Annotated in this window: 23 protein-coding genes; 15 read left to right on the top strand and 8 right to left on the bottom strand. The window is 69.1% G+C overall.

The window, feature by feature from the left end; translation table 11 throughout:
- The first annotated feature begins 12 nt into the window (after window positions 1-12).
- From R4823_RS14875 to R4823_RS14850, 6 genes are all read left to right on the top strand, one after another.
- A complete protein-coding gene (locus R4823_RS14875) occupies window positions 13-1,281 on the top strand; it encodes a lipoprotein-releasing ABC transporter permease subunit (RefSeq protein WP_165962978.1) in 1,269 nt (422 codons plus the stop codon).
- The gene (locus R4823_RS14870; protein ID WP_087837426.1) at window positions 1,274-1,969 is read left to right on the top strand and encodes an ATP-binding cassette domain-containing protein; all 696 of its coding nucleotides are present in this window, start codon (window positions 1,274-1,276) and stop codon (window positions 1,967-1,969) included. Before R4823_RS14875 ends, R4823_RS14870 begins: the two co-directional genes overlap by 8 nt.
- 72 nt (window positions 1,970-2,041) lie before the next feature.
- The gene (locus R4823_RS14865) at window positions 2,042-2,851 is read left to right on the top strand and encodes a TatD family hydrolase (RefSeq protein WP_087837425.1); all 810 of its coding nucleotides are present in this window, start codon (window positions 2,042-2,044) and stop codon (window positions 2,849-2,851) included.
- A 76-nt stretch (window positions 2,852-2,927) separates the two neighbouring features.
- Window positions 2,928-5,363 carry a DNA internalization-related competence protein ComEC/Rec2 gene (locus R4823_RS14860; RefSeq protein WP_243724331.1) on the top strand — a complete coding sequence of 812 codons (2,436 nt, stop codon included), beginning with the start codon at window positions 2,928-2,930 and terminating at the stop codon, window positions 5,361-5,363.
- A 46-nt stretch (window positions 5,364-5,409) separates the two neighbouring features.
- Window positions 5,410-6,306 carry an alpha/beta hydrolase gene (locus R4823_RS14855; protein ID WP_087837423.1) on the top strand — a complete coding sequence of 299 codons (897 nt, stop codon included), beginning with the start codon at window positions 5,410-5,412 and terminating at the stop codon, window positions 6,304-6,306.
- A gap of 60 nt (window positions 6,307-6,366) precedes the next feature.
- On the top strand, window positions 6,367-6,714 hold the full coding sequence (locus tag R4823_RS14850; protein WP_087837422.1) for a RidA family protein: 348 nt from the start codon (window positions 6,367-6,369) through the stop codon (window positions 6,712-6,714).
- 29 nt (window positions 6,715-6,743) lie between these two features.
- Here the strand turns inward: R4823_RS14850 and R4823_RS14845 are convergent, their stop codons facing one another.
- Entirely contained in the window at window positions 6,744-7,598 is an 855-nt protein-coding gene (locus R4823_RS14845; protein WP_087837421.1) for a M90 family metallopeptidase, read from the bottom strand.
- 83 nt (window positions 7,599-7,681) lie between these two features.
- Between R4823_RS14845 and R4823_RS14840 the strand changes: the two genes are divergently transcribed.
- On the top strand, window positions 7,682-9,916 hold the full coding sequence (locus R4823_RS14840) for a bifunctional (p)ppGpp synthetase/guanosine-3',5'-bis(diphosphate) 3'-pyrophosphohydrolase (RefSeq protein ID WP_087837420.1): 2,235 nt from the start codon (window positions 7,682-7,684) through the stop codon (window positions 9,914-9,916).
- Between the two features lie 15 nt (window positions 9,917-9,931).
- Here R4823_RS14840 and R4823_RS14835 read toward each other — a convergent pair whose 3' ends face one another.
- From R4823_RS14835 to ompR, 4 genes are read right to left on the bottom strand one after another with little or no spacing between them, the layout of a single operon-like run.
- Complete coding sequence (locus R4823_RS14835) at window positions 9,932-10,369, bottom strand: gamma-glutamylcyclotransferase family protein (RefSeq protein WP_338615269.1); 438 nt, start codon at window positions 10,367-10,369, stop codon at window positions 9,932-9,934.
- A 2-nt stretch (window positions 10,370-10,371) separates the two neighbouring features.
- A complete protein-coding gene (locus R4823_RS14830) occupies window positions 10,372-10,929 on the bottom strand; it encodes a redoxin domain-containing protein (RefSeq protein WP_087837418.1) in 558 nt (185 codons plus the stop codon).
- Window positions 10,930-10,978: 49 nt separating this feature from the next.
- Window positions 10,979-12,340, bottom strand: a complete 1,362-nt coding sequence (locus R4823_RS14825) for an ATP-binding protein (protein WP_087837417.1) — start codon at window positions 12,338-12,340, stop codon at window positions 10,979-10,981.
- 17 nt (window positions 12,341-12,357) lie between these two features.
- The gene (gene ompR, locus R4823_RS14820) at window positions 12,358-13,086 is read right to left on the bottom strand and encodes a two-component system response regulator OmpR (RefSeq protein ID WP_087779290.1); all 729 of its coding nucleotides are present in this window, start codon (window positions 13,084-13,086) and stop codon (window positions 12,358-12,360) included.
- A 121-nt stretch (window positions 13,087-13,207) separates the two neighbouring features.
- On the opposite strand from ompR, the gene R4823_RS14815 reads away from it, so the two are divergent.
- Genes R4823_RS14815 through R4823_RS14800 form a run of 4 tightly spaced genes read left to right on the top strand, consistent with a single transcriptional unit; the run spans window position 13,208 to window position 15,862 of the window.
- The gene (locus R4823_RS14815; RefSeq protein ID WP_338615268.1) at window positions 13,208-13,633 is read left to right on the top strand and encodes a hypothetical protein; all 426 of its coding nucleotides are present in this window, start codon (window positions 13,208-13,210) and stop codon (window positions 13,631-13,633) included.
- A gap of 54 nt (window positions 13,634-13,687) precedes the next feature.
- Window positions 13,688-14,467, top strand: coding sequence for a tRNA (adenosine(37)-N6)-threonylcarbamoyltransferase complex dimerization subunit type 1 TsaB (gene tsaB / locus R4823_RS14810; RefSeq protein ID WP_338615267.1), 780 nt, complete (start codon window positions 13,688-13,690; stop codon window positions 14,465-14,467).
- On the top strand, window positions 14,464-14,997 hold the full coding sequence (gene rimI, locus R4823_RS14805; protein WP_243724333.1) for a ribosomal protein S18-alanine N-acetyltransferase: 534 nt from the start codon (window positions 14,464-14,466) through the stop codon (window positions 14,995-14,997). Before tsaB ends, rimI begins: the two co-directional genes overlap by 4 nt.
- A complete protein-coding gene (locus tag R4823_RS14800) occupies window positions 14,987-15,862 on the top strand; it encodes a uracil-DNA glycosylase (protein ID WP_338615266.1) in 876 nt (291 codons plus the stop codon). The genes rimI and R4823_RS14800 overlap by 11 nt, the downstream gene beginning before the upstream one ends.
- A gap of 18 nt (window positions 15,863-15,880) precedes the next feature.
- Here the strand turns inward: R4823_RS14800 and lplT are convergent, their stop codons facing one another.
- Together lplT and queF are read right to left on the bottom strand one after the other, a co-directional pair.
- Window positions 15,881-17,200: a lysophospholipid transporter LplT gene (lplT, locus tag R4823_RS14795; protein WP_087837414.1), complete on the bottom strand. Its 1,320-nt coding sequence runs from the start codon at window positions 17,198-17,200 to the stop codon at window positions 15,881-15,883.
- 128 nt (window positions 17,201-17,328) lie between these two features.
- Window positions 17,329-17,748 (bottom strand): preQ(1) synthase, encoded by a 420-nt coding sequence (gene queF / locus R4823_RS14790; RefSeq protein WP_087837413.1) that lies wholly within the window; start codon window positions 17,746-17,748, stop codon window positions 17,329-17,331.
- 275 nt (window positions 17,749-18,023) lie between these two features.
- On the opposite strand from queF, the gene smc reads away from it, so the two are divergent.
- The 4 genes from smc (at window position 18,024) to R4823_RS14770 (ending at window position 25,581) form a co-directional block, all read left to right on the top strand.
- A complete protein-coding gene (smc, locus tag R4823_RS14785) occupies window positions 18,024-21,554 on the top strand; it encodes a chromosome segregation protein SMC (RefSeq protein ID WP_338615265.1) in 3,531 nt (1,176 codons plus the stop codon).
- A gap of 61 nt (window positions 21,555-21,615) precedes the next feature.
- The gene (locus R4823_RS14780; protein ID WP_279816487.1) at window positions 21,616-22,707 is read left to right on the top strand and encodes a cell division protein ZipA C-terminal FtsZ-binding domain-containing protein; all 1,092 of its coding nucleotides are present in this window, start codon (window positions 21,616-21,618) and stop codon (window positions 22,705-22,707) included.
- Window positions 22,708-22,727: 20 nt separating this feature from the next.
- A complete protein-coding gene (gene ligA / locus R4823_RS14775) occupies window positions 22,728-24,785 on the top strand; it encodes an NAD-dependent DNA ligase LigA (protein WP_338615264.1) in 2,058 nt (685 codons plus the stop codon).
- Window positions 24,786-24,819: 34 nt separating this feature from the next.
- Window positions 24,820-25,581, top strand: coding sequence for an S-methyl-5'-thioinosine phosphorylase (locus R4823_RS14770; RefSeq protein WP_087837409.1), 762 nt, complete (start codon window positions 24,820-24,822; stop codon window positions 25,579-25,581).
- An 89-nt stretch (window positions 25,582-25,670) separates the two neighbouring features.
- Here R4823_RS14770 and gstA read toward each other — a convergent pair whose 3' ends face one another.
- On the bottom strand, window positions 25,671-26,276 hold the full coding sequence (gene gstA, locus R4823_RS14765; protein WP_338615263.1) for a glutathione transferase GstA: 606 nt from the start codon (window positions 26,274-26,276) through the stop codon (window positions 25,671-25,673).
- Window positions 26,277-26,310 lie beyond the last annotated feature (34 nt).

Raw genomic sequence — 26,310 nt, 5'->3', positions numbered from 1 at the left:
CATAATACGCGCGTGCTCAAGATACCCTACGAATTCTGGATAGGCTGGCGCTATACGCGCGCCGGCCGCGGGCGGCGACGCGATCGCTTCATTTCCTTCATTGCCGCCAGTTCCATGGCGGGCATAGGCCTGGGCGTGGCGGCGCTGATCATCGTGCTGTCCGTCATGAACGGCTTCCAGAAGGAGGTGCGCGACCGCATGCTGTCGGTGCTGCCGCACATCGAACTCTATCCGGTGGGGGGCGAGCGCGGCGCGGCGCTGGCCAACTGGCGCGAACTGACGGCGCTGGCCAGGAAGAATCCCGAAGTGCAGGCGGGGGCGCCCTACGTGGCGGCCCAGGCCATGATCGCCCGCGACCAGGTGCTGCGCGGCGTGCAGGTGCGCGGCATCGACCCCGAGGCCGAGCGCGACGTGTCCGACGTGGCCAAGAACATGGTGGCCGGTTCGCTGGACGACTTGAAGCCCGGCAGCTACGGCGTGGTGCTGGGGCGCGCGCTGGCGCAGGGCCTGGGCGTGGGGCTGGGCGATCCGATCCTGATGCTGGCCCCGCAGGGCTCGGTCACGCCCGCCGGTTTCACGCCCCGCATGCGGCAGTTCACCGTGGTGGGCGTGTTCGAGGCCGGCCACTACGAATACGACTCCAGCCTGGCGTTCGTGAACGTGGACGACGCGGCGCGGCTGTTCCGCGACAGCGGCATAGGCGGGGTGCGGCTGCGCATCGCCGACATGCAGAAGGCGCCGCAGGTGGCCCGCGACCTGGCGCAACTGCTGCCGCCGAACATCGCCGCCGCGGACTGGTCGCGCAACAACCGCACCTGGTTCGCCGCGGTGCAGACCGAAAAACGCATGATGTTCCTGATCCTGGCGCTGATCATCGCCGTGGCGGCCTTCAACCTGCTGTCCTCGCTGGTCATGGCGGTCAACGACAAGCAGGCGGACATCGCCATCCTGCGCACGCTGGGCGCCACCCCGGCCGAGATCGCCCGCATCTTCGTGGTGCAGGGGGCGCTGATCGGCGTCATCGGTACGCTGCTGGGCGTGGCGGGCGGCACGCTGATCGCCTACAACATCGACGTCATCGTGCCCGCCATCGAACATGCGCTGGGCATCCAGTTCCTGCCGCGCGACATCTACCTGATCACCGAGCTGCCGTCCGACCCGCGCCTGTCCGACATCGTCACCATAGGCGTGACGTCGCTGGTGCTGTCGTTCCTGGCCACCCTGTATCCCAGCTGGCGCGCCTCGCGCCTGCAACCGGCGGAGGTGCTGCGCCATGACTGATCGCCGCGTGGTGCTGGAAGGGCGGGGCATATCCAAGGTCTATGCCGAGGGCGGCGAACGCGTCACCGTGCTGCGCGGCGTGGACCTGCGGGTGCGCCAGGGCGAGATGGTGGCCCTGGTGGGGGCCTCGGGCTCGGGCAAGAGCACGCTGCTGCACGTGCTGGGGCTGCTGGACCAGCCCAGCGCCGGCGAGGTCCTGCTGGACGGCCAGGCGGCGGCCAGCTTCAATGAAAAGCAGCGCAGCCTGGCGCGCAACCGCAGCCTGGGCTTCGTCTACCAGTTTCATCATCTGCTGGCCGAGTTCTCGGCGCTGGACAACGTCGCGATGCCGCTGATCGTGCGCCGCATGGAACGCGCGCAGGCCCGGCGGGCCGCCGCGGCGATGCTCGAGCAGGTGGGGCTGGGCCAGCGGGCCAGCCATCATCCCGGCCAGTTGTCGGGCGGCGAGCGCCAGCGCGTGGCGCTGGCCCGCGCGCTGGTGACGCGGCCGCTGTGCGTGCTGGCCGACGAACCCACCGGCAACCTCGACCGCCACACGGCGCGCGAGGTATTCGGCCTGCTCAAGCGGCTGAACCAGGAACTGGACATGGCCTTCGTCATCGTGACGCACGATGCCGAACTGGCGGCGCTGGCCGACCGGCAGTTGAAGATGGCCGACGGCCTGCTGGCAGAGGAAGCCGCCGGCTAGGGCCTGTGCGAGGTTCCTTTTAGGTTTTAGGGTGAACAGGCCCTGGCACGGCGAAGGCGGTAAAGTGGTCCGATGCTGATCGACACCCATTGTCATCTCGACGCGGCCGAGTTCGGCCGCGACCGTCCGGACGTTGCCATGCGGGCCCGCGCCGCCGGCGTGGCCGGCATCGTCATTCCGGCCGTGGCGCGCGACAATTTTTCCACCGTGCGCGACCTGGCCCATGCGATTCCGGGCGGCGCGTATGCGCTGGGAATCCATCCCATGTACGTGCGCCACGCCGCCGACGAGGACCTGGACCGCCTGCGCGACGCGGTGGCGCAGGCCATGGGCGATCCGCGCTTCGTCGCCGTGGGCGAGATCGGCCTGGACTTCTTCGTCCAGGACATCGCCCAGGGCGAACAGCGCGCGCGCCAGGAGCGCTTCTACCACGCGCAGCTCGCGCTGGCCGCCGAGTTCGGCCTGCCCGTGCTGCTGCACGTGCGCCGCTCGCAGGACGTGCTGCTGAAGTACCTGCGGCGCGTGGACGTGCCGGGAGGCATCGCCCATGCCTTCAACGGCAGCCGGCAGCAAGCCGACCTGTTCGTCGCGCGCGGCTTCGCGCTGGGCCTGGGCGGGGAAATGACCTATGAGCGTTCGCGCAACATCCGCCGGCTGGCGGCCGGGATGGACCTGGCCGCGCTGGTGCTGGAAACCGACGCGCCCGACATACCGCCCGCCTGGCTGCCGCGCGACGACCGTCGCAACGAGCCCGGAGAGCTGCCGCGCATCGCGGCGGTGCTGGGCGAACTGCGCGGCCTGCCGGTGGCCGAGATCGCCGCGGCCACGTCGACCAATGTGCGTCGCGTGCTGCCGCGCCTGAGCGGCGCGCTGGCGGCCTGAGCGCCGGCCGGGTGCGGCCCGGACAGATTCATCATGGACAGATTCATCCCGGCAGGGGCTGCGTGGCGGCCCCGGCATGCCTACCATGCTGGCCTTGGGCCGGAGGAAGGGCATGCTGCGTTTCGCGTTGGTGGCGTTCGTGCTGGGCACGGCCTGGGTGCATGGACTGCCGGCGGTGCCGCCGGCCTGGGCCTCGGCGCTGGCGGGCGTGGCCGTGCCGGCAGCGTGCGCGGCGTGGGGGCGGGCGCGGCCAGGATGCCGGCGGCATCGCCGCGCGGCTGTCCTGCTCGCGGTCGCCGCTTTTGCCGCGGGGTCCGCGCTGGCGCTGGCGCGCATCGACCTGCGCCTGCAGGACGGCTTGTCGCCGGCGCAAGAGAACGTGCCGCTGGAGTTGGAGTACCTCGTCACCAGCCTGTCCACGGCGACCGCGGCCGGGCAGCGTTTCGAGGCGACGGTGCTGGATCCGCCGGCCGGCGTGCCCGGCCAGGTGCAACTATCGTGGTGGGGCCGGGCCGCGGAGGTCGTGCCCGGCGAACGCTGGCGCGGGACCGTGCTGCTCAGGCGGCCCCACGGCACGCTGAATCCGCATGGTTTCGACTACGAGGCCTATCTGTTCGAACACGGTATCCGCGCGACGGGGTCGGTGCGCGGCCAGCCGAGCTGGCTGGCGGACGATGCCTACGCCAGTTTCGATGTAGCGGTGCAACGTGCCCGCCACGTGTGCCGCGAGGCCTTGCGCCGGGCGCTGGAGGGCAAGCGTTACGGCGCCGTGCTGGCCGCCCTGGCGATGGGCGACCAGGCCGGCGTGGACCGGCGTGACTGGGACATCTTCAACCGCACCGGCATCACCCATCTGGTCTCCATCAGCGGCCTGCACGTAACGATGCTGGCCGCCCTGGCGGGGTGGGCGGTGCTGCAGGCGTGGAAGCGCTGCCGCTGGGACGGCATCCGGCTGCCCGAGCGGCATCCCGCCCAGGTGGCGGCGGCCGGCGCGGCCCTGGTGGTGGCATGGCTGTACTGTCTGCTGGCGGGATGGGGCGTGCCGGCCCGCCGGACCTTTTTCATGCTGGCCGTGGTGGCGGGCGCGGCGGCCTGGCGAGTCCCGGTGTCCGGCTCGCGGGTGCTGGCGCTGGCGGCGGCCCTGGTCTGCGCGCTGGATCCTTGGGCGACGCTGGCGGCCGGGTTCTGGCTGTCGTTCGGCGCGGTGGCGCTGCTGATCCTGTGTGGCGGGGGGCGCTGGCGGCAGCGCGACGGGCCCGCGCCGGCCAGCGCATGGCCGGCGCGGGTGGCCGCTTCGGTACGGGAAGGCGCCCGCGCGCAGGCTGCGCTGACCGTGGGCCTGCTGCCCGCCCTGGCGCTGCTGTTCCAGCAGGTGTCGCTGGTATCGCCGCTGGCCAATGCCGTGGCCATCCCGGTGGTCAGCCTGCTGGTCACGCCGCTCGCGCTGGCGGCGCTGGCGTTGTCTGTCGTGCCGGGGCTGGAGGAGTGGGGCGCCGCCACGGCCGCCGTCGCTCATGCGGTGTTCGAGGGCCTGATGGTGCCGTTGCAGTGGCTGGCCGATACCGAACTGGCGGCCGTCTCGCTGGCCGCGCCGCCCTGGCCGCTGTTCGTGCTGGCGCTGGCCGGGGTGGTATGGACCTTGCAGCCGCGCGGCCTGCCCGGCCGCTGGCTGGGGCTCGTGCTGCTGGTGCCCATGCTGGCCTATCGGCCCGCGCGTCCCGCGCCGGGCGAATGGCGCCTGGCGATGCTGGACGTGGGGCAGGGCACCGCGATCGTGGTGGAGACGGCCAGCGCGACGTTGCTGTACGACACCGGTCCGCCCTATGGTGACAAGGCCGATGCCGGTGGCAGGGTGGTCTGGCCCTATCTGCGGGCGCGGGGCATACGGCGGCTGGACGACGTGGTGGTATCGCACGCGGATGCGGACCATGCGGGCGGGCTGCGTTCGGTGCTGGCGGCCTTGCCCGCGGCGCGGGTGCATGCGTCCTACGATCTTGCGTCCGCGGACATCGGGCAGGCGGTTTTCTCGCGCTGCGCCGCCGGGCAGCGGTGGACGGTGGATGGCGTGGCGTTCGAGTTCCTGCACCCGGCCTCGCCCAGGGGCGAGGTGCCGGCTCGCGCACGCAACGCGCACAGTTGCGTATTGCGGGTACGCGGTACCCACCACGCGGCTTTGCTGGCGGGGGACATCGGCGCGGCCGAGGAAGCTGGCCTCGCGGCCGTCGAGGACCTTGCCGCCGATGTGGTGGCCGCGCCCCACCACGGTTCGCGCGGATCGTCCAGCCCGGCGCTGGTCGCGGCCACGCGGGCCTCGCACGTCGTGGCCCAGGCGGGCTACCTGAACCGCTATCGCCATCCGCATCCCGACGCGGAACGGCGGTGGCGGCGCGCCGGCGCCGTGTTCCATCGCACCGACAGGCACGGCGCGCTCGTGTTCGTCTCGCGGCAGGAGGGGCTGCGGGTCGCGCGCGAGCGGGAATCCCGACGGCGCTATTGGCATACCGCACCGTGACGGCGGTGGCTACAATCCCGGGTCCGGCCCAGCAAGGAATGCCTTCATGAACCACGATGCCTCGCCCGATTCCCTCCAGCCCCGCCTGGAGTTCGTGACCTGCCTGAGCCCGGCGGGCCTGCATCGCATGGCGTACTGGGAATGGGGCGATCCGTCCAACGACCACGTGCTGGTCTGCGCGCACGGCCTGACCCGCTCGGGTCGCGATTTCGACGCGCTGGCGCGGCGCATGGCCGGCCGCTATCGCGTGGTCTGCCCGGACGTGGTGGGCCGTGGCCGCTCGGACTGGCTGTCCAACCCGGCCTATTACACCGTACCGCAATACGTGGCGGACATGATGCCGTTGCTGGCCCGCGTGCAGGCCGAGACCCTGCACTGGTTCGGAACCTCGCTGGGCGGCCTGATCGGCATGGCGCTGGCGGGCCTGGAGGCGTCCCCCATCGACAAGCTGGTGCTGAACGACGTGGGGCCGCACCTGGATCCCGCCGCGCTGGCGCGCATCGCGCAGTACGTGGGCAAGGCGCCGGCCTTTGGCAGCTTCGAGGAGGCGCGGGCCTACGTGAGCACGGTATCGGCCTCGTTCGGTCCGCATACCCAGGAACAGTGGGACGAACTGACCCGGCACGTGGTGCGGCAGGTCGACGGTCCGGCCGGGCCCTGGACCATGCACTACGATCCCGCCATCGCCGAGGCCTTCGCGGCCATGGATCCCGCCACGGCCATCGCGGCCGAGGCGGCGCTGTGGCACGTCTACACCAACATAGAATGTCCCATCCTGATCGTGCGCGGCGAACATTCCGACCTGCTCACCCAGGATACCGTGGCGGCGATGCTGGCCCGCAATCCCCATGCGCGGCGCGTCGACGTCGCCGGCGTCGGGCATGCGCCCACCTTCATGACGTCCGCCCAACTGGACCTGGTGGACGGTTTCCTGCGCGACTAGCGGCCATCGCCGCCTGCTATGCTTGCGGCTCCGAATCTGCTCCACAAAGAGGAAAACATCATGAGCATCGAGCGTTTCAGTGTCGGCAAGCGCATGTCCGAAATGGTCGTGCACGGCGGCGTGGCCTACCTGGCCGGCCAGGTGGCCGAGGATCCCTCGAAGGATCCGGCGGACCAGACCCGCCAGGTGCTGGCCGCCATCGACAAGCTGCTGGCCGCCGCCGGCACCGACAAGACCCGCATCCTGCGCGCACAGATCTTCCTGGCCGACATCGCCGACTTCGCCGCGATGAACTCGGTCTGGGACGCCTGGGTGCCTGCCGGCCACACGCCCGCCCGCGCCACGGTCGAGGCCAAGCTGGCCGCGCCTGAATACAAGGTCGAGATCGTCGTCACTGCCGCGGTCTGATCCCGGTCCGCCGGCCGCCCGCCGTCCGCTCAGCGGGGCAGCGCGGGCCCGGCGCCCAGCGGGTCCTGCCGGTAGTACTGCGACAGCAGCGCATACCATTCGGGCATCGCGCGCCACAGCGGCTCGGGATGCACGAAGAAGGCCTCGGAACTGACGGCGAAGAACTCGGCCTCGTCCGTGGCCGCGTACGGATCCAGCGGCAGCTGCGCATACCAGTGGTCCGCTTCCTCGGATTCCGGATCCACGTCGGCCGGGATGGCCGCCTCGATTTCCTCCAGCCGGGCCAGCAGCGCGTCGTAGCTGCGCTCCAGCACGCTGCGCCACAGCCTGGGCCGTATCCCGGCATGCGCGTGCAGGCTGGGCATGCCGTCGGCCTGGCCGTATTGCAGGTCGAGCTTGTGGGCGAATTCGTGGATGACCACGTTGAAGCCCGCCGGCCGTTCGAGGCCGGGACTGGCATCCTCCCAGGACAGCACGATGGGACCGCCGTCCCAGGCTTCGCCGGCGGCTTCCTCGACATATTCGTGCACCACGCCGTCCTCGTCCACGTCGGAGCGGGGGATCAGGAATCCGCCCGGATAGACGATGACCTCGGACCATCCCTCGTACAGGCCCGGATCCAGGTACAGGATGGGCAGGCAGGCCTGTACCGCGATGGACAGGCGGATCTCGTCGGTCAGGACCTGGCCGGCCGCGCCGGTCATGGTCTTGCTGGCCAGGAACCACGCGGCCCGCTCCCGCAGCGTGTCGCGTTCGTCCTCGGTCAGGCGCGCGAGGAATGCATGCGAGGCCAGCGTTTGGGTCCATAATTCCGGATTGATGCGAGCCTGCATCTGCGCCACGCGGTGCTTCGATGCGCCGCGGGCAAACAGCCATCCCAACATACAATGAACTTCCCTGGTGGATAAGCGACTAGAGTACCGTGCCGGCGGCCAGGAAGGGCCGGCATCGCCCCAAGTGTAAGACCATGAACTCATCCGCTCCCGAGACTTCCGCGAACCTGTCGGCGACCTTCGGCCCCGACTGGCAACAGGCGGCCAATGCCGGCCTGTCGGAGGCGGCGCGACTGGACTTGCGCAAGGCGCTCGAATGGTCGTTTCCCCGCTATGCGCGCGAGCCGGCCGTGCCCGAGGGCGAGGGCTGGGCCGAGCACGCGGCGGGCGTGGTCGCGATCCTGGCGGGACTCCAGGTGGATGGCCATACCCGCATGGCGGCGCTGCTGGCGATCGCCGTGGGCGACCGCGACGTCAGCGCCAATCCGCACAAGGATCCGGTCACGCTGCAGTTCGGTCCCGAGATCGGCAAGCTGGTGCATGGCTATCGCGCCCTGATCCGCCTGGGCCAGGTCACCCGCGACGCCAGCGATGCGTCGGCCGGCAGCGGCGCGCAGGCCGAGATGCTGCGCAAGATGCTGCTGGCCATGGCGGCCGACCTGCGCATCGTCCTGATGCGGCTGGCGTCGCGCCTGCAAACCCTGCGCTGGCACGCCCAGCACAAGGTGCCGCTGCCCGAGGCGCTGTCGCGCGAGACGCTGGAACTCTACGCGCCCCTGGCCAACCGCCTGGGCATCTGGCAGGTCAAGTGGGAAATGGAGGACCTGGCCTTCCGGTTCCTGGAGCCGGTCCGCTACAAGGAAATCGCCCACCTGCTCGAGGAAAAGCGCGCCGAACGCGAAGCCTTCATCGCCGACGCCATCGCCCGGGTGCGCCAGGCATTGGCAAGCGCGGGCATCGAGGCCGACGTCACCGGCCGGCCCAAGCACATCTACAGCATCTGGAACAAGATGCGCAACCGGCGCCTGGATTTCGCCGGTTTGTACGACCTGCGCGCGCTGCGCATCATCGTCGAGGACATCCGTACCTGCTACACGGTGCTGGGGCTGGTGCACCACCTGTGGACGCCCGTTCCCGACGAGTTCGACGACTACATCTCGCGGCCCAAGCCCAATGGCTACCGGTCGCTGCACACGGTGGTCTACGACCATGACGGACGGCCTTTCGAGGTGCAGATCCGCACGCGCGAGATGCACCAGTTCGCCGAATTCGGGATGGCGGCGCATTGGCGCTACAAGGAAGCGGGCGCCAAGGGCGGGCAGGTCAGCGCCGATTCGGAATACGATCGCAAGCTCAGCTGGATACGTCAATTGCTGGCCTGGAAGGCCGATGTCCAGGTCGACGACCAGATAGGCCAGGCCGCTCTCGACACGCTGGTCGACAACATCTACGTGTTGACGCCGCAGGCGCGGGTGATAGAGCTGCCGCCGGGCGCGACGCCGGTGGACTTCGCCTACCAGGTCCATACCGATCTCGGTCATCGCTGTCGCGGCGCGCGGGTGGACGGGGTCATGGTGCCGCTCAACACCCGCCTGGCCACCGGCCAGACGGTGGAGATCATCGCGACCAAGTCCGGCGGCCCGTCGCGCGACTGGCTCAATCCCCAGCTGAACTATCTGGCCAGCCAGCGTTCGCGTGCCAAGGTGCGCGCCTGGTTCAACGCCATCGACATCCAGGAGCGCATTGCCCAGGGCCAGGGCATGCTGGAAAAGGAATTGCAGCGCCTGGGCAAGACCGCGACCAACCTCGAATCGCTGGCCCAGCAACTGGGCTTCGCGTGCACCGAGGACCTGTACGTCGCGCTGGCCAAGGACGAATTCAGCCTGCGGCACGTCGCGGCTGCCTTCGAGGCGCCGCCGCCCGACGCCGGCCCCGACCTGTCCGCACTCACGCGCGACAGCCGGCCGGAAAGCGCGGTCCATGCGGGCAAGAGCGGCGTGCTGGTGGTGGGCGTGGATGCGCTGCTGACGCAGCTGGCCAAGTGCTGCAGGCCGGCGCCGCCCGACCTCATCTCGGGCTTCGTGACGCGCGGCAGGGGAGTCTCCATCCACCGCTGCGATTGCAAGAGCTTCCGCTCGCTGGCCGCGCGCGAGCCCGAGCGCGTCATCGACGTGACCTGGGGCGATACGCGCGACGCGGTGTATCCGGTTGACATCGTCGTGCTGGCGAACGACCGCCACGGACTCCTGCGCGATATCTCGGAAGTCTTCGCACGCCAGCGCATCAACGTCATCGGCGTCAACACGCAAAGCCGGCAGGGAATCGCCCGCATGGTCTTCACCGCCGAGGTCGGCAACGGCGAGCACCTGGTGCGGGCGCTGGCGGGCATACGCGAAGTCCCCGGCGTCCTGGAAGCCGACCGGCGCTGACCTTGGGGCCGGGGCTCAGCCCGCGGCCTGCCGGATCCTGTCCGCGCGCCCCGTGTCGCGCGCCAGGCGGTACGCGACCCAGTCGTCATGGTCGATGGGGACGGCGCCCCCCATCATGCGCGGTTCGATCGGATAGTAGTGGCAGCACAGCGCCTGTCCCGCCACCTGAAGATCCACCGGGCGGCGCACGAACAGCGAACCGCCGTCGGGGTCGTATTCCTCGACCGCGTCCATGGCCGCCAGCAGCGGGTCGTCCACCGTGTAGACCTCGCCCAGTATCCGCGCATCGCCGTCCTCGACCAGTCCCGGCCAGTCGCCGAAATCGACCAGGCGGCCGCGCACGCGCGCCTCGCCCAGCAGCAGGGGCGGGGACAGCAGCAATCGGCGCGCCAGGCACTCGATGTCGTTGATCTCGCCGCGACGCAGCGTGCCGTAGACGAATACGTGCGGCATGTTCAGGATTTTTTCGAGGGCGGGTCGCCGACGGGGCGGTTCGCGGGGCAGAACTGGCCGGTCAGCAGGGCGTCGAGCACCCGCAGCGTTTCTTCCGGGCAGCGGCCGACCTTGAGGTTGTTCACCGACACGTGCTGGATGGTGTTGTCCGGATCGACGATGAAGGTGGCGCGCAGCGCCACGCCCTCGTTGCGGTCCCGGATGCCCAGTTGATCCACCAGCGCGCCCGCGCTGTCGGCGAATTGGTAGTGGTTCAGGTTCGCCAGCGCGGGCACCGCGCGGCGCCACGCCAGCTTGGCGTACTCATTGTCGACGGATCCGCCCATCAGCACGGCGCCGCGTTGTGCCAGGGGCTCGGCCAGTGCCGCGTAGCCCTCGATCTCGGTGGCGCAGATGTCGGAGAAATCCTTGGGAGTGAAATAGATGACCTTCCACTTGCCTGGAAACGAGGTTTCGCTCAGGGTCTCGAAGGCCGAGGCGCCGTTTTCCTCGGCTTGGTTGAAGCCTGGCTTGACGCCATGCACCTTGAAAGGTTCGAGCTTGGCTCCGATGGTTTTCATGCACGCTCCTCGGACAGCGCCGGCTCCGCGCGCCGATGGCCGATGCCGCCTACTTGGCGTCGGCCGATTTCTGCGAGGAGGCCGGCAGGGTGATGCGGGCGGTCAGGCCCCCGCCATCCCGGTTCAGGAGGTTTAGGGTACCACCTGCGCGTTGCAGCAGCCGCTTGACGATGGCCAGGCCCAGTCCGGCGCCGCCGGCGTTGGTGCGTGCATCGGAGCCCCGGGTGAACGGGCGCGTGAGCCGGGGCACGTCCTCGGCCTTGACGCCGGGGCCGTGGTCGGACACGTCGATCAGGACGTTGGCGCCCTGGCTGCTGACGGTCAGGTCGATGTGGGGCGCTTCGCCCGGCTTGTGGCCGTAGCGCCGCGCGTTCTCGAGCAGGTTGCCCACGACCCGCTGCAGGTCGGCGGCGGCGATGCGAGCCCACAGGTTGGGCGTGATCGTGACCTGCAGCGAGCCGCCCAGCGTCTCGGTATGGCTGCATTCGCGCTCGACCATCTCGGAGACGAGCTCGGAAATGTTGGTGTTGCGGTCGGGGGCGCTGGCCGGGCGGGCGTATTCCATGAACTGCCCGATGGTGCGGTCGATCTGGGCAAGATCCTCGTCCACGGCGTCGCGGCTGGCTTCGGAGACCCCGCTCAGCTCGATTTCCAGCCGCAGCCGGGCCAGCGGGGTGCGCAGGTCGTGCGAGATGCCCGCCAGCATCAGCGCGCGATCCGCCTCGGCGCGGTCCAGTTCCTCGACCATGCGGTTGAAGTTGGTGTTGACCCGCCGGATTTCCTCGGGACCGCTCTCCGGCAGCGGCGGCGGGGTTTCGCCGCGCGACAGGGCCAGCGTGGCGCGCGACAGGCGCGACAGGGGCCGGTTGACGAAGCCGACGATGACCGCCGCGCCCAGCAGCGACAGCAGCAGGGCGGCCGCGCCCCAGCCCAGCCACTCGACCCCGGGCACGCGTTCGGCCCGGTCGCGTTCGACCACCATCCAGTAGTCGTCATCGTCTATGGAAAAACTGACCCAAAGGCCGGGGATGCGGTTGACTTCCCAGGCCACGACGGTTTCGGGCCCCAGGCGATCGATCACCTGTTCTTCGACCCGCTGCAGGACCTGGCGGTCGGGCAGGCGGACGGTGATGTCATCCTTTTCGTGCGGGTAGATCTGGATGCCTTCGTTGGTGGCCAGATCGAGCAGCAGGTAGCGGCGCTCCTGCGGCGCGGAGTGGATCAGCGCGGCGCGCGTGATGTTGACGACGGTGACGATCTGCTGGGCCACCTGCTGCGCGCGCGGCTCGACCTCCATGCTGCGGAAGGCCTGGAGCCACGCTGCCAGGCTTGCCGTCATCAGGACGGTGAGCAAAAGGAAGGTCCGGCTGAACAGACCCAGCCTGGACGCGACGCGCAGGGCGACCGACATGAATGCCTACGAGCGGATCAACTGCCCCCATCGGGTACGAATACGTAGCCGAGGCCCCATACCGTCTGGATGAATACAGGTTTGGCCGGATCGGGTTCGATCAGCTTGCGCAGTCGGGAGATCTGCACGTCCAGGCTGCGATCGAAGGCTTCGTATTCCCGGCCGCGCGCCAGTTCCATCAGCTTGTCCCGCGACAGCGGGATCTTGGGATGGCGGGCGAAGACCTTGAGCACGGAGAATTCGCCCGTGGTCAGCGCCACCGGCTCGTTGTCGCGCGTGAGGGTGCGGGTCGCCAGGTTCAGCACATAGGGGCCGAACGTAACCGATTCATTGTCCTGGCTGGGCGCGCCCGGATGCTCTTCGGGGCCCCGGCGGCGCAGCACCGCGTTGACGCGGGCCAGCAGTTCCCGGGGGTTGAAGGGCTTGGGCAGGTAGTCGTCCGCGCCCATCTCCAGCCCGACGATGCGGTCGACGTCCTCGGCCTTGGCCGTCAGCATGATGATGGGGGTGCTGTCGCGGGCGCCGCGCAGGCGGCGACAGATCGACAGGCCATCCTCGCCCGGCAGCATCAGGTCGAGCACGAGCAGGTCGAAACGCTCGCGCTGCCAGAGCTTGTTCATGGTCTGGGCGTTTTCCGCGACCCAGACGGAGAAACCTTGCTCGGCGAGGTAGCGGCGCAGCAGATCGCGCAGCCGCACGTCGTCGTCGACGACGAGGATTTTCTTGGGGGCGTTGGCTAGTGACATGGCGCGAATGTAACGGAGGAGTTTGTATCAATCCAGCGAGGGACATTGGTTGTTACATAAATGCCCGTTTGGTCACGCAGGCATCTATGACGCTGTCATGGGTACATCGTATGATTGAAACGTGAACAAAGTATTCGACTCCACTCGTACGGCAGGCTCCAGCGCAGCGATCATGCTGGGTGGGCTGTTCGTGATGATAACGGTATTGGCCGGTGGCGCGGCGATCGGCCAGGTCAGGGATCCTCGTGCACCGCTTTCCCGCGCCGAGGCCGCTCGCCCCGCGCCTCCCGTCGCCGGCGGGCTGGCTGTCCAGGTCGAAAGCGCGGTTTCACAGGCCGATGCGCAGGCCAACACGGCGGCCGCGCCGCAACCCGGGCATTCCGGCGTGATCCGCGCCGCCATGGACCCCTGGGCCGGGCCGGTCAGTCCGGACGAGCGGCGGGTGGGGCCGCGCAAACTCTCTTCCGAGGAACGCGTCCTGCTGCGGCAGGAAATCCGCCGCGCCAGCGAGGAAGTGTACGAGCCCTATCGCAAGCACAAGCACTGAAAACCGGGAGGTCATCCCGGTATTTCCTCCCGTCTGGTCTTACAATCGCAGCCCATGTCGCTGCATATCCTTTCTCTAGAAACTTCCTCCGCCTGGTGCGGCGTTGCCTTGTTGCGCGCCACGGACACGGGCGCCGCCGACCTGTTCGCGCGCGAGCACCAGGGCGTGCAGGAGCATTCGGCCCGGCTGCTGCCCATGGTGCAGGAAGTGCTGGACGAGGCCGGCATCGCCCGGACGCAACTCGACGCCATCGCCTTCGGGCAGGGGCCCGGAGGCTTCACCGGACTGCGGGTCGCCTGCGGCGTGGCGCAGGGGCTGGGGTTTGCCCTGGATCGTCCGGTGGTACCGGTGGTCTCGCATGCGGCCGTGGCGCAGCAGGTCCGGGATCCCGGATCCCGGACGCTGGTGGTCGCCATGGACGCGCGCATGCAGGAAATCTACCTGGCCGCCTATCGCCGCGAGCCGTCCGGCCGGCTTGCCTGCGTGATCGAACCGCAGCTGATGGCGGGCGAGGGGCTGGAGTCCTGGGTGCGCCGGCGCCTGGAAGACCTGGGCGATCCGGTGCCGCAGAGGCCCTTGCTGTGCGGTGATGCGGCGGCCGCCTATCCGGAGGTATTCGCGGGTTTCGGCGCGGACGAGCGGTCGGACATTGCGCGGCCCACGGCGGCCGCGGTCGCCCGCCTGGCTCACGACGCCTACCTGCGTGGCGAAGCCGTCGCGGCGGAACTCGCCGCGCCGTTGTACATCAGGGACAAGGTGGCGTTCACCACCGCGGAACGGGAAGCCGGCGCGGGGGGCAACCCGCGCGTCGCCACATCGGGAGCGCAATCATGACTGCGGTGCAGGGCCGGGCGCCGATCGACGCGGCGCGCATCCTGGCGACATGGGGGCAGGCCTGCCGTCCCATGACCGAACGGGATCTCGACCAGGTGGACGCGGTCGAGCGCCAGATCTATTCGTTTCCCTGGACGCGCGGCAATTTCGCCGATTCGCTGCGCTCTGGCTATGACGCCTGGGTGGTGAGCGACGGCGAGCGGCTGCTGGGATACTGCATTGTGATGGTGGCGCTGGACGAGGCGCACCTGCTGAACATCAGCGTGGCGCCCCAGGCGCAGGGCCTGGGGCTGGGCCGCAGGTTGCTGGCCTGGGTCGAGCAGTGCGCCGCCGCGCGCCAGGCGCAGAGCCTGCTGCTGGAGGTGCGTCCCTCGAACCTGGTGGCCAAGGGCCTGTACGAACGCTCGGGCTACGAGCGCATCGGCCTGCGCCGTGGCTACTATCCGTCGGTGCGCGGGCGGGAAGACGCGATCGTCATGCGCAAGATGCTGGCGGTCCATCCGATTCCCGGAGGCCTTCATGGCAACTGAACGCAACGGCGCCGAGGGCATGAGCGCGGTCCGGCGCGCCTGGCTGCGCGAACTGGGCGTGGAGCGGCTGTGGAACCTGCCCGGCGCGGTGGCGTCCGCGGCCCCACCCGCGGCACCCGAGTCCGATGCATCGCCGGCGGCGCAGGAAGAGCCCGTGGCGCCGTCCCCGGGTCCGGTGCCGGCACCCGTGGCCGCCGCGCCCGCCGCCGGGTCCGAGAGGATCGAATCCGTGGCCTTCGCGCAGGAAATCCCGGCGCAGGAGATTCCGGTGCCGGCCGCCACGCCCGCCGACCCCGGGCAGGCCTGGGCCGCCTTGCAGGACGAGGTGCGCGACTGCATGGCCTGTGGCTTGTGCAAGGGGCGTACCCAGACCGTGTTCGGCACCGGATCGCCCAAGGCGCGCTGGCTGCTGGTGGGCGAGGCGCCAGGCGAGCAGGAAGACAAGCAGGGCGCGCCCTTCGTCGGGCGGTCGGGCAAGCTGCTGGACAGCATGCTGGCTTCCATCGCGCGCTCGCGCCAGCAGGACGTCTTCATCGCCAACGTCATCAAGTGCCGTCCGCCCGGCAACCGGGACCCGCTGCCTGAGGAGGTGGCGCGGTGCAGCCCGTACCTGATGCGGCAGATCTCCCTCATCAATCCGGAAATGATCCTGGTGCTGGGGCGGTTCGCGGCGCAGACCCTGCTCGAGACCGATGCGCGCATAGGAAGCCTGCGGGGCAAGGTGCACAGCCTGTCGGTGGCGGGGAGGCCGGTGCCGGTCGTGGTGAGCTACCACCCGGCCTATCTGCTGCGCAGCCCGGCCGAGAAGGTCAAGGCCTGGCAGGACCTGCAGCTGGCCCTGTCGGTGGGGCGGGCCCGCAACTGAGCGCGGCCCCGCGCGGGGTCATTCCCCGCGCAGCGCCGTGCCGTGCGCGCGGCTGCCTATCACCAGGTCGAGATCCGGGTGGGTGCGGTGGTTGTGCCGGTTCCAGCCCATGATCAGCAGCATGAGGCAGGCGACCAGCGTGCCGAAGATGATGATGATGGTGTTGATGGGAATCTGCATGCCCAGCATCAGCGAATAGACCGCCACCATCAGCAGGATGTTGAGCTGCTCGTTGAAGTTCTGGACGGCGATCGAGTGGCCGGCCGACAGCAGCACGTGGCCCCGGTGCTGGAGCAGGGCGTTCATGGGTACGACGAAAAACCCCCCCAGGCCGCCGATGGCGATCAGCAGCGCATAGACGAACCAGGGTTCGTAGGCCAGCGGCATCAGCATCACGACCAGCCCCATCACCACGCCCATCGGAAGCACGGCCAGCGCGTGATGCAGGGGCACCTTGCCGGCCAGCGTGGCGCCCAGGATGGTGCCGACGGAGGCCACGCCCATCAGGATGGAGGCCTTGTTCAGCGGCAGTCCGAGCTGTACGCGCCCCCATTCGATCACGATCAGTTGCAGCGTCGCGCCGGCCCCCCAGAACAGGGTGGTCACCGCCAGCGAGATCTGGCCCAGCTTGTCGCGCCACAGCGTGGCCACGAAACAGCCGAACGTCCTCATCAGCCTGATGGGGTTGCGCTGCTGGCGCGGGTAGCACACGCCCGTGGACGGGATGAGCAGGTTGAAGAAGGCGGCCACCAGGTAGACCAGCGCGATGACCATGATGGCGGCCTCGGCCGGCGTCTGGATGTCGGGGCCGAAGCCCGGGCTGAGATCCAGGGACAGCAGCCAGGTCGACACCTTGGGGCTGATGAGCGCGCCGCCCAGGACCACGCCCAGGATGATGGATACCACCGTCAGTCCTTCGATCCAGCTGTTGCCCTTGACGAGCTGCTCGGGCGGCAGCAGTTCGGTGATGATGCCGTACTTGGCGGGCGAATAGGCCGCCGCGCCGATGCCCACCAGCGCATAGGCCGCGCACACCGTATAGACCTGGTGGTGGTCGGCCAGCCCGAAGCTGGCGTGGGCGAACATGGTCAGGCAGCCGATGATCTTCACCGCGTTGGTGGCGAACATCACGCGGCCCTTGGGAAAGGAGTCGGCGAAGGCACCCACGAAGGCGGCCAGCAGGACATAGGCCAGGGCGAACGACCACTTGATCATGGGCGTCATCCAGTCCGGACCGTCCAACTGCTGGATCAACGCGATCGCGGCGATGAAAAGCGCATTGTCGGCCAGCGAGGAAAAGAACTGCGCCGCCATGATCAGGTAAAAGCCGCGTTTCATCGGTAGGCGTGGACTCGTGTGCCTTTGAGTGGATCGGAAAGTGCCGCACTCGGGGCACTACGGCAGGAATGCGTGCCGCGCATCGTAGCGCAGGTTCCGAGGCCGCGTCCCGGCCGATCCGGTGGTAGTTACCCGCGGATATTGCTGCCGGGCGCGAATTCCTGCAGTTGCACGGCGGGCTGCGGCGTCCAGCCGGGCTGGCGGTGCTCGGCGACGACGTTGGTGAAGATGCCGCCGCGCACGTACCACTTGGCGGTGATCCGCATGAAGCGGGGGGACAGCGCGCGTACGAGATCGTCCAGGATCTCGTTGGTGACCGCTTCGTGGAACTTGCCTTCGTTGCGGAAGCTCCAGGCGTAGAGCTTGAGGCTCTTGAGCTCGACGCACAATTGGTCGGGGATGTAGTCGATGACCAGCAGGGCGAAGTCCGGCTGTCCGGTCATCGGGCACAGGCAGGTGAATTCCGGCACCTCGATGTGGATCTGGAAGTCGCGCCCCGGGCTGGGGTTGGCGAAGGTGTCTAGGCTCTTGCTGGGTTGAGAGGGCATGTCTCTTGCGATCTATACGTAACGAAAATGAAAAAACAGACTGGGCGGCGGCTCCTGGCGTAACCTTGCCGATGACCCTTTGGTATTATACGAAGCTGTGTTGGCCCCCCTCCCTCCGCGCTTCGCGCGACCCCTGAAGGGGGCGGCACCGGAGGACCGGCGGAGCCGGATCCCGGTGCCCTGGGTCGGGGGTGGGGAGTGTTCCGCCATATCGGACCGGCTTGGGTGCAGGTCGGTTCCTTTTCCAGCCTTTTTTAAGCGAAGCTTCGTTTCCGGTGCGACTTACCCAGATCAAACTCGCAGGTTTCAAGTCGTTCGTCGACCCCACTTCCATCCAGGTGCCGAGCCAGCTGGTCGGCGTGGTGGGACCCAATGGCTGCGGAAAGTCCAACATCATCGACGCCGTGCGCTGGGTCCTGGGCGAATCCAAGGCTTCCGAGCTGCGCGGCGAGTCCATGCAGGACGTGATCTTCAACGGATCGGTCAACCGCAAGCCGGCGGCGCGCTCGTCGGTCGAACTGGTGTTCGACAACTCCGAGGGCAGGGCGTCCGGGCAATGGAGCCAGTACGGCGAAATCGCCGTCAAGCGCGTGCTGACCCGCGACGGCACCAGCAGCTATTTCGTCAACAACCAGCAGGTCCGCCGCCGCGACATCCACGACATCTTCCTGGGTACCGGCCTGGGCGCGCGGGGCTACGCCATCATCGGGCAGGGCATGATCTCGCGCATCATCGAGGCCCGGCCCGATGAACTGCGCGTATTCCTGGAAGAGGCGGCGGGCGTGTCGCGCTACAAGGAGCGCCGCCGCGAGACCGAGAACCGCCTGGCCGACACGCGCGAGAACATGACGCGCGTGGAGGACATCCTGCGCGAGCTGGCCACCCAGCTCGAGAAGCTCGAGGCACAGGCCGAGGTCGCCCAGCGCTACCAGGGGTTCCAGGCGGAAAGCGAGCAGAAGCAGCGCTTCCTGTGGCTGCTGAAGAAACGCGAGGCCGACGCCGACCGCATGAAGCACGCGCTGGCCATCGAACAGGCCCAGACCGACCTCGAGGCCGCCATGGCGGGCCTGCGCAAGCTCGAGTCCGACCTGGAAGGCACGCGCCAGGCGCACTATGCCGCCAGCGATGCCGTCCATGCCGCGCAGGGCGGCCTGTACGAGGCCAATGCCGAGGTCAGCCGGCTCGAGGCCGAGATCAAGTACGTGGTCGAGGCGCGCAACCGGATGCAGGCCCAGCTGGCGCAACTGCAGCAGCAGATCGCCCAGTGGAACGAGCAGCACGAGACCGGCAGCGACCAGTTGGCGCAGGCCGAGGAAGACCTGGCCGTGGGCGAGGCCCGCGCCGAGGAAGCGCGCATCGTGGCCGAAGAAGCGCAGGCCCAGTTGCCGGACATCGAGGCCAAGGTGCGCGATGCCGCATCCGGCCTGTCCGAGCTGCGCGCCGCGCTGTCCCAGGTCGAACAGAACCTGGCCTTGACCGCCCAGGAGCAGCGCGAGGCCGACCGCCAGTTGCAGGCCCTGGCGCAGCGCCGCGAGCGCCTGGAACAGGAAGAACGGAACCTGCAGCGCCCCGACCCGGCCCGGCTCGAGCAGTTGACGGGCGACCTGGCCGACACCGAGCAGCGTGTCCAGCAAGCCCAGCAGGAGCTGTCCACGCTCGAGGCCCAGTTGCCGCAGGTCGACGCCGGCCGCCGGCAGGCCCAGGAACTGGTGCAGAAGGAGGCCGCCTCCGTTTCGCAGATCGAAGCCCGGCTCTCGGCCCTGACCCGCCTGCAGCAGGATGTGCAGAAGCAGGGCGCGCTGCATCCCTGGCTGGAGAAACACGAACTGACGCAGCTCGGCCGGCTGTGGCAGAAGCTGCATATCGAGCCAGGCTGGGAAACGGCGCTGGAGGCCGTGCTGCGCGAGCGGCTGGCCGCGCTGGAAGTCAGCAATCTCGAATGGGCCAAGGCCTTCTTCGGCGACGCGCCGCCCGCGCGGCTGGCCTTCTACCAGATGCCGCCGGCCACGGCGCCGGCTCCCGCGCCGGCCGCGCTGACGCCGCTGGTGTCGCTGCTGCGCATCACCGATCCGGGCCTGCGTTCGCTCATGGCCGACTGGCTGCGCGATGTCTATACGGCCACCGACGCCACCCAGGCGCTGGCCGCGCGCGCCCAGTTGCCCGAAGGCGGCCAGTTCGTGGTCAAGGAAGGGCACCTGATCGGGCACAACAGCGTCCGTTTCTACGCCCCCGATTCCGAACAGGCCGGCATGCTGGCGCGCCAGCAGGAAATCGAGAACCTGCAACGCCAGCTCAAGGCCCAGCAGCTCATCGCCGACGAGGCACGGTCCGCCGTGGCGCGCGCCGAGGCCGGCTACCAGCAGGTGGCGCAGGCCTTGCCCGCCTCGCGCCAGCGCCTGGCCGAGGTTACCCAGCGCCTGCACGCCATCCAGCTCGAGCATTCCAAGCTGTCGCAGCAGGCCGCGCAGTCCGAGGAGCGCGCCGCGCGCATCCGCGAAGAGCATGCCGAACTCGAGGCACAGGAAGAAGAGGCCCGCATCCGCAAGGAAGAGGCCGAGGGCCGCTTCGAGATCCTGGATGGCCAGCTGGGCGACAAGCAGTCCGCGTTCGAAGACGCGCAGATGGCCCAGGAGCAGCGTGAAGCGGACGTCCAGCGGGCGCGCGATCGCCTGCGTGAACTCGAGCGGTCGGCCCAGGAAGCCAGCTTCGCCGAGCGGGGCCTGCGCGCGCGCATCGACGAGCTGCGCCGCAGCCTGCAACTGGCGGGCGAGCAGAGCCAGCGCGCCGCCGCCGAGGCCGAACGGGTCCAGCAGGAATTGCGGGTCCTGGACGACGCCGCGGCCCAGGCCGGCCTGCAGTCGGCGCTCGAGCTGCGCAGCGAGCGCGAGCAGGTGCTGAACCGCGCCCGCATCGAAATGGATACCCTGGCCGCGCAACTGCGCGCCGCCGACGAGCAGCGCCTGGGCATCGAGCGTTCGCTCGAGCCGCTGCGCAGCCGCATCACCGAGCTGCAGCTGAAGGAACAGGCGGCCCGCCTGGCCCAGGAACAATATGCCGAGCAACTGGCCGGCCAGGAGCTGGACCTGGCGGCGCTGGGCGAGCAACTCGACGCGCTGCCCAAGGAGTGGCAGCGTCCCAACTGGCTGCAGGCCGAGGTGCAGCGCCTGGCTCGCGAGGTTGCCGCGCTGGGCGCGGTCAACCTGGCCGCGCTGGACGAACTCAACGCCTCGCGCGAGCGCAAGACCTACCTGGATGCCCAGCAGTCCGACCTGCAGGCCGCCATCGATACGCTCGAGGACGCCATCCGCAAGATCGACCGCGAGACTCGCCAGTTGCTGCAGGAGACCTTCGACACCGTCAACCGCAACTTCGGCGAACTCTTCCCGTCGCTGTTCGGTGGCGGCGAAGCGAAGCTCGTCATGACCGGCGAGGAAATCCTGGATGCCGGCGTGCAGGTCATGGCCCAGCCTCCGGGCAAGCGCAACAGCACCATCCATCTGCTGTCGGGCGGCGAGAAGGCACTGACGGCCACCGCGCTGGTGTTCGCCATGTTCAAGCTCAATCCGGCGCCGTTCTGCCTGCTGGACGAGGTCGACGCGCCGCTGGACGATGCCAACACCGAGCGCTACGCGAACCTGGTGCGCCGGATGAGCGAGCAGACACAGTTCCTGTTCATCTCGCACAACAAGATCGCGATGGAAATGGCACACCAGCTGGTCGGCGTGACCATGCAGGAGCAGGGCGTCTCCCGCATCGTGGCCGTCGACATCGACTCGGCCATGCAACTCGCCGTCGAGGCCGCCTGATGAGCCGGCAGTCCGCGAACCGGCACTCTTTCCACCATGCCCCGCCATCGGGAACACACCAATGAGTGATCTACAAACCGGGCTCATCGCCCTTGGCGTTCTGGCCATCGTCGTCGTGCTTGGACTGAACTGGTGGCAGGACCGCCGCGCTCGCAAGCAGATACAGGACGGCTTCCCGGACTCGGGCAAGGATCCCTTGCTGCATGGGGTCGAAACCGGCCTGCCCAAGGCGGACGGCGTACGCCGCGAGCCGGGGCTGGGCGCGGGCGAAATCGCCGAGCCCAACATCGTCGGAGGCATGGAGGCGCCGGCCGAAGGCGCGGCCGTGCCGCAGCAGCATGATGCGGACGAAGCCGACGAGGCCTGCGAGACCGTCATCGACGTCTCCTTTCTCGAACCCGTGCCGGGCGACGAGCTGGCGGCCTTCACCCAGGGCATCCGCCACGCCGGCCAGAAATCGCTGCGCGTGTTCGCCGAAACGGCCGAGGGGGTGCACCGCTCGGCCATCCGCAGCGGCGAGAACTATGCGTCCGTCCAGGTGGCCGTGCTGCTGGCCAATCGCAGCGGCCCGCTCAGCGCCGGCGAATGGGCCGAGGCACTGTCGCGCTCGCGCGTGCTGGCCGATCGGTTCGACGGCACGGTGGAGGCCAGCGATACGCAGGCGGTGCTGGATCGCGCCAACAAGCTCGATGCCGTCTGCGCCGCGCTCGACGCCCAGGTGGGCCTGACCCTGGTGGCCAGCAGCCGCCGCTGGTCATCCGGCGACGTGCTGACCGCCGCGCGCGAGGCCGGATTCTCGTCCATCCACGACGGCCGCCTGCCATGGGTGGATCAGGACGGCGCGGTCCGCTTCACGCTTGGGCGCAGCGATGGCGTATCGCTGGGCTCGGCGGGCCCGGCCACCATCGGCCAACTCAGCCTGATCCTGGACGTGCCCCGGGCGCCCGCCCACGAGCACGCCTTCGCCCAGATGGCCCAGGTCGCCCGTGGGCTGGCCACGCGGCTGGAAGCCACCGTGGTCGACGACAACGGCCGGCCCCTGGCGGATGGCGCCGAGGCCGCCATCGACAAGCAATTGCTGGCGCTGTATGCGCGTCTTGAGCAGTCCGGCCTGAAGGCCGGTTCGGTGCGTGCCCTGCGGGTATTCGGATAAGGCGCGCAGGCGGAGCGGATATGGTGTCGGGGGTCGATCGGGAAAACCAGGCCATGCAGAGGGCGGCGCAGCTGCGCCAGGAGCTGGCCTTGCACAACGCCCGCTACTACGTGATGGACGACCCGCTGATCAGCGACGCCGAGTACGACGCGCTGTTCGCGGAACTGGTCAAGCTGGAGCAGGAATTCCCGCTGCTGGCCACGCCCGATTCCCCCACCCAGCGGGTGGGCGGTGCGCCGCTGTCCGCCTTCGGTTCGGTGCGCCACGCGGTGCCCATGCTGTCCCTGAACAATGCCTTCGACGACGAGGACATCCAGGCCTTCGACAAACGGGTGCGCGACGGCCTGGAAACGGCGTCCGCCGTCAAGTACGCCTGTGAGCTGAAGCTGGACGGACTGGCCGTCAGCCTGCGCTACGAGGGCGGCAGGTTTGCGCGGGCCGCTACCCGCGGCGACGGCCAGACGGGCGAGGACATCACCGCCAACATCCGGACCATACGATCCATCCCGCTGACCTTGGCGGGACCCGTGCCCGAGGTGCTGGAGGTTCGCGGCGAGGTGCTGCTGTTCCGCAGGGATTTCGAGCGCCTGAACGACGCCCAGCGCGAAGCCGGCGAGAAAGTCTTCATCAATCCCCGCAATGCCGCGGCGGGCAGCCTGAGGCAGCTCGATCCGCGCATCACGGCCCGCCGTCCGCTGCGATTCTTCGCCTATGGCTGGGGCGAGATACGCGGCAGCCTGCCGGGCAAGGAATCCCGCGCCGACGCGCCGCCGTTCGATACCCACATGGGCATGCTGGACTGGCTGCAGGAACTGGGCATGCCGGTCAACCGCGAGCGCCAGCTGGCGTCGGACGCGGCCGGCCTGCTGGCGTTCTACCGGCGGGTCGAGGGGCTGCGGGCCTCGCTGCCCTATGACATCGACGGCGTGGTCTACAAGGTCAACGCGCTCGAGGCGCAGCGCACGCTGGGATACGTCTCGCGCGCGCCGCGCTTCGCCGTCGCGCACAAGTTCCCGGCCGAGGAAGCTACCACCGAGTTGCTCGGCATCGAAGTACAGGTCGGCCGCACCGGCGCCATCACGCCCGTTGCGCGGCTCAAGCCGGTGTTCGTGGGCGGCGTCACGGTCACCAACGCGACGCTGCACAACGAAGACGAGATCGAGCGCAAGGACGTGCGCATCGGCGACACCGTGGTGGTCCGCCGGGCCGGCGATGTCATTCCCGAGGTCGTGACACCCGTGCTGGACAAGCGCCCGGCCGATGCCCGCAAGTTCGTCATGCCCACCCAGTGTCCGGTGTGCGGATCGGCCATCGAGCGGCCCGAGGACGAGATCATCGCGCGCTGTACCGGGGGCCTGTTCTGCGCCGCGCAGCGCAAGCAGGCGTTGTGGCATGCCGCCCAGCGCCGCGCGCTGGACATCGAGGGGCTGGGCGAGAAGCTGATCGATCAACTGGTCGAGCGCGGCCGCGTGCACACGCTGGCGGATCTCTATACGCTGAACGAGGAAGAGCTGGCCGGCCTGGACCGCATGGGCGAGAAGTCGGCACGCAACCTGGTCGAGTCCATCGCCGCGACACGCACGCCGCCGTTGGGAAGATTTCTTTTCGCGCTGGGGATACGGCACGTGGGCGAGTCCACGGCCCGCGACCTGGCGCGCCATTTCGGCAACCTGGATGCGGTGATGAACGCCACCGAGGCCGAGCTGCTGGCGGTGCCCGACGTCGGGCCCGTGGTGGCCGCGTCCATCTTTCGCTTCTTCGCCGAACCGCACAACCGCGAGGTCGTGGCCGACCTGCTGCGCAACGGGGTGACCCCCGGCACGGAAACCGTGGTCGATCGCACCGCCGGCCCCATCGGCGGCAAGACTTTCGTGCTGACCGGCACGTTGTCCACGCTCACCCGCGAGGACGCGGCCGAGCTCATACGCGCCGCCGGCGGCAAGGTGACCGGCTCGGTGTCCAAGAAGACCCACTACGTCGTCGCCGGCGCCGACGCCGGCAGCAAGCTCGCCAAGGCCCAGGAGCTCGGCATCGCCGTGCTCGACGAGGACGGCCTGAAGGCCTTGCTGCAGTCTTGACAGGGCGAAGCGCCGCTTCGCAGGAAGGAAAACCATGCAGGCAATCATCGGAGGCACCGGCCTCTACCATTTGACCGGGCTCGTCGTGACGCGCCGCCAGGTCGTGCGCACGCCCTACGGCGAGCCTTCGGGCGCGCTGACCTACGGGCGCATCGGCGACGGCGCCGAAATCGTCTTCCTGGCCCGCCATGGATACGGCCACACGCTGGCCCCGCACCGCATCAACTATCGCGCCAACCTGTGGGCGCTGCATGAGGTGGGGGTGCGGCGCATCGTCTCGGTGGCGACGGTGGGCGGCATCGCGGGTCCCCTCGTGCCCGGGGTCATCGTCGTGCCCGATCAGATCATCGACTACACCACCGAACGGCCCCGCACCTTCTTCGAGGGAGGCGACCAGCCCGTCGCCCATGTGGACATGACCCAGCCCTATGGCGCCGCCATGCGGCACGATCTGCTGGAATCGGCGCGGACCTGCGGGATAGACGTCGTCGACGGCGGGGTCTATGGCTGCACACAGGGTCCGCGGCTGGAAACCGCCGCGGAAATCCGCCGGATGGGGCGGGACGGCTGCGACATGGTCGGCATGACCGGCATGCCCGAGGCCGCCCTGGCGCGGGAGCTCGACCTGGACTATGCGGCCCTGTGTCTCGTCACCAACGATGCCGCGGGCCAGCGCGCGAGCGTGGACGAGATTTCCATGCAGGGCATGCGCGTGGTGGTGGACGACAGCATGCAGAACGTCCACCGCATCCTGGGCCAACTGGTGGGCACCACCTGCGGCGACGGAGCCACCTGATTCGTCAGTGATCCAGGGCACAGCGGATCCGGCTTTGCCGGTCCGCCAGTGCCGCCCCTGGGGGCGCGCGTCAGCGCGTAGGGGGGGATTTACTGCAGGCCTTCGGCCTTGAGCGCCGCCTGCACGGCGGGGCGTTGCGCGATGCGTTCGCGGAAGGCCACGATGGCGGGCCAGCGCGACAGGTCGTAGTTCAGGCGCGCGGCCCAGCCGGTGGTCACGAACAGGTAGATATCGGCCACGGAAAAGCCACCGGGCATCAGGTATTCGCGCTGCGACAGCTCGCTTTGCACGTAGTCCAGGCGCGTGGCCAGGATCTGGCGGAAGACGTCCTTGCCTTCCTCGCTCAGCGTGGGCTTGAACATGGGCGAGAAGCCCTTGTGGATCTCGGTGGCGATGAACACCAGCCAGGTTTGCAGCGCGTAGCGCTCGGCGCTGTCGGGCGGGGGCGCCAGCTTGCGCGCCGGCACGAGATCGGCGATGTATTGCAGCAGCACGGCCAGCTCGGTCATCACCACGCCAGTGGACACTTCCAGCGCCGGCACGTAGCCCTTGGGATTGATCTTGCGGAAATCCTGCCCGGTCTCGGTGGTCTTGGCCTTGAGGTCGACCTTTTCCCAGGTGAAGTCGATGCCTGCCTCGCGCAGGACGATGTGGGGGGCCTGGGAGCAGGCGCCGGGGGAGTAGTAGAGCTTCATGGGGCCTCGATGAAGGGGGTGGAAAGCGCCTATT

It is taken from the genome of Pigmentiphaga sp. CHJ604, from assembly GCF_036972535.1.
GTDB classification, from domain to species: Bacteria; Pseudomonadota; Gammaproteobacteria; order Burkholderiales; family Burkholderiaceae_B; genus Pigmentiphaga; species Pigmentiphaga daeguensis.
This window is presented reverse-complemented; position numbering and strand designations above follow the sequence as displayed.

Coding starts and splice junctions, on each gene's coding strand:
- R4823_RS14845 (WP_087837421.1), bottom strand. CDS start 7,598: ATGTTGGGATGGCTGTTTGCCCGCGGCGCATCGAAGCACCGCGTGGCG.
- R4823_RS14850 (WP_087837422.1), top strand. CDS start 6,367: ATGAGCATCGAGCGTTTCAGTGTCGGCAAGCGCATGTCCGAAATGGTC.
- ompR (WP_087779290.1), bottom strand. CDS start 13,086: ATGTCACTAGCCAACGCCCCCAAGAAAATCCTCGTCGTCGACGACGAC.
- R4823_RS14840 (WP_087837420.1), top strand. CDS start 7,682: ATGAACTCATCCGCTCCCGAGACTTCCGCGAACCTGTCGGCGACCTTC.
- tsaB (WP_338615267.1), top strand. CDS start 13,688: ATGTCGCTGCATATCCTTTCTCTAGAAACTTCCTCCGCCTGGTGCGGC.
- R4823_RS14830 (WP_087837418.1), bottom strand. CDS start 10,929: ATGAAAACCATCGGAGCCAAGCTCGAACCTTTCAAGGTGCATGGCGTC.
- R4823_RS14825 (WP_087837417.1), bottom strand. CDS start 12,340: ATGTCGGTCGCCCTGCGCGTCGCGTCCAGGCTGGGTCTGTTCAGCCGG.
- R4823_RS14780 (WP_279816487.1), top strand. CDS start 21,616: ATGAGTGATCTACAAACCGGGCTCATCGCCCTTGGCGTTCTGGCCATC.
- R4823_RS14835 (WP_338615269.1), bottom strand. CDS start 10,369: ATGCCGCACGTATTCGTCTACGGCACGCTGCGTCGCGGCGAGATCAAC.
- lplT (WP_087837414.1), bottom strand. CDS start 17,200: ATGAAACGCGGCTTTTACCTGATCATGGCGGCGCAGTTCTTTTCCTCG.
- ligA (WP_338615264.1), top strand. CDS start 22,728: ATGGTGTCGGGGGTCGATCGGGAAAACCAGGCCATGCAGAGGGCGGCG.
- R4823_RS14865 (WP_087837425.1), top strand. CDS start 2,042: ATGCTGATCGACACCCATTGTCATCTCGACGCGGCCGAGTTCGGCCGC.
- queF (WP_087837413.1), bottom strand. CDS start 17,748: ATGCCCTCTCAACCCAGCAAGAGCCTAGACACCTTCGCCAACCCCAGC.
- R4823_RS14770 (WP_087837409.1), top strand. CDS start 24,820: ATGCAGGCAATCATCGGAGGCACCGGCCTCTACCATTTGACCGGGCTC.
- R4823_RS14870 (WP_087837426.1), top strand. CDS start 1,274: ATGACTGATCGCCGCGTGGTGCTGGAAGGGCGGGGCATATCCAAGGTC.
- R4823_RS14855 (WP_087837423.1), top strand. CDS start 5,410: ATGAACCACGATGCCTCGCCCGATTCCCTCCAGCCCCGCCTGGAGTTC.
- R4823_RS14860 (WP_243724331.1), top strand. CDS start 2,928: ATGCCTACCATGCTGGCCTTGGGCCGGAGGAAGGGCATGCTGCGTTTC.
- R4823_RS14800 (WP_338615266.1), top strand. CDS start 14,987: ATGGCAACTGAACGCAACGGCGCCGAGGGCATGAGCGCGGTCCGGCGC.
- rimI (WP_243724333.1), top strand. CDS start 14,464: ATGACTGCGGTGCAGGGCCGGGCGCCGATCGACGCGGCGCGCATCCTG.
- gstA (WP_338615263.1), bottom strand. CDS start 26,276: ATGAAGCTCTACTACTCCCCCGGCGCCTGCTCCCAGGCCCCCCACATC.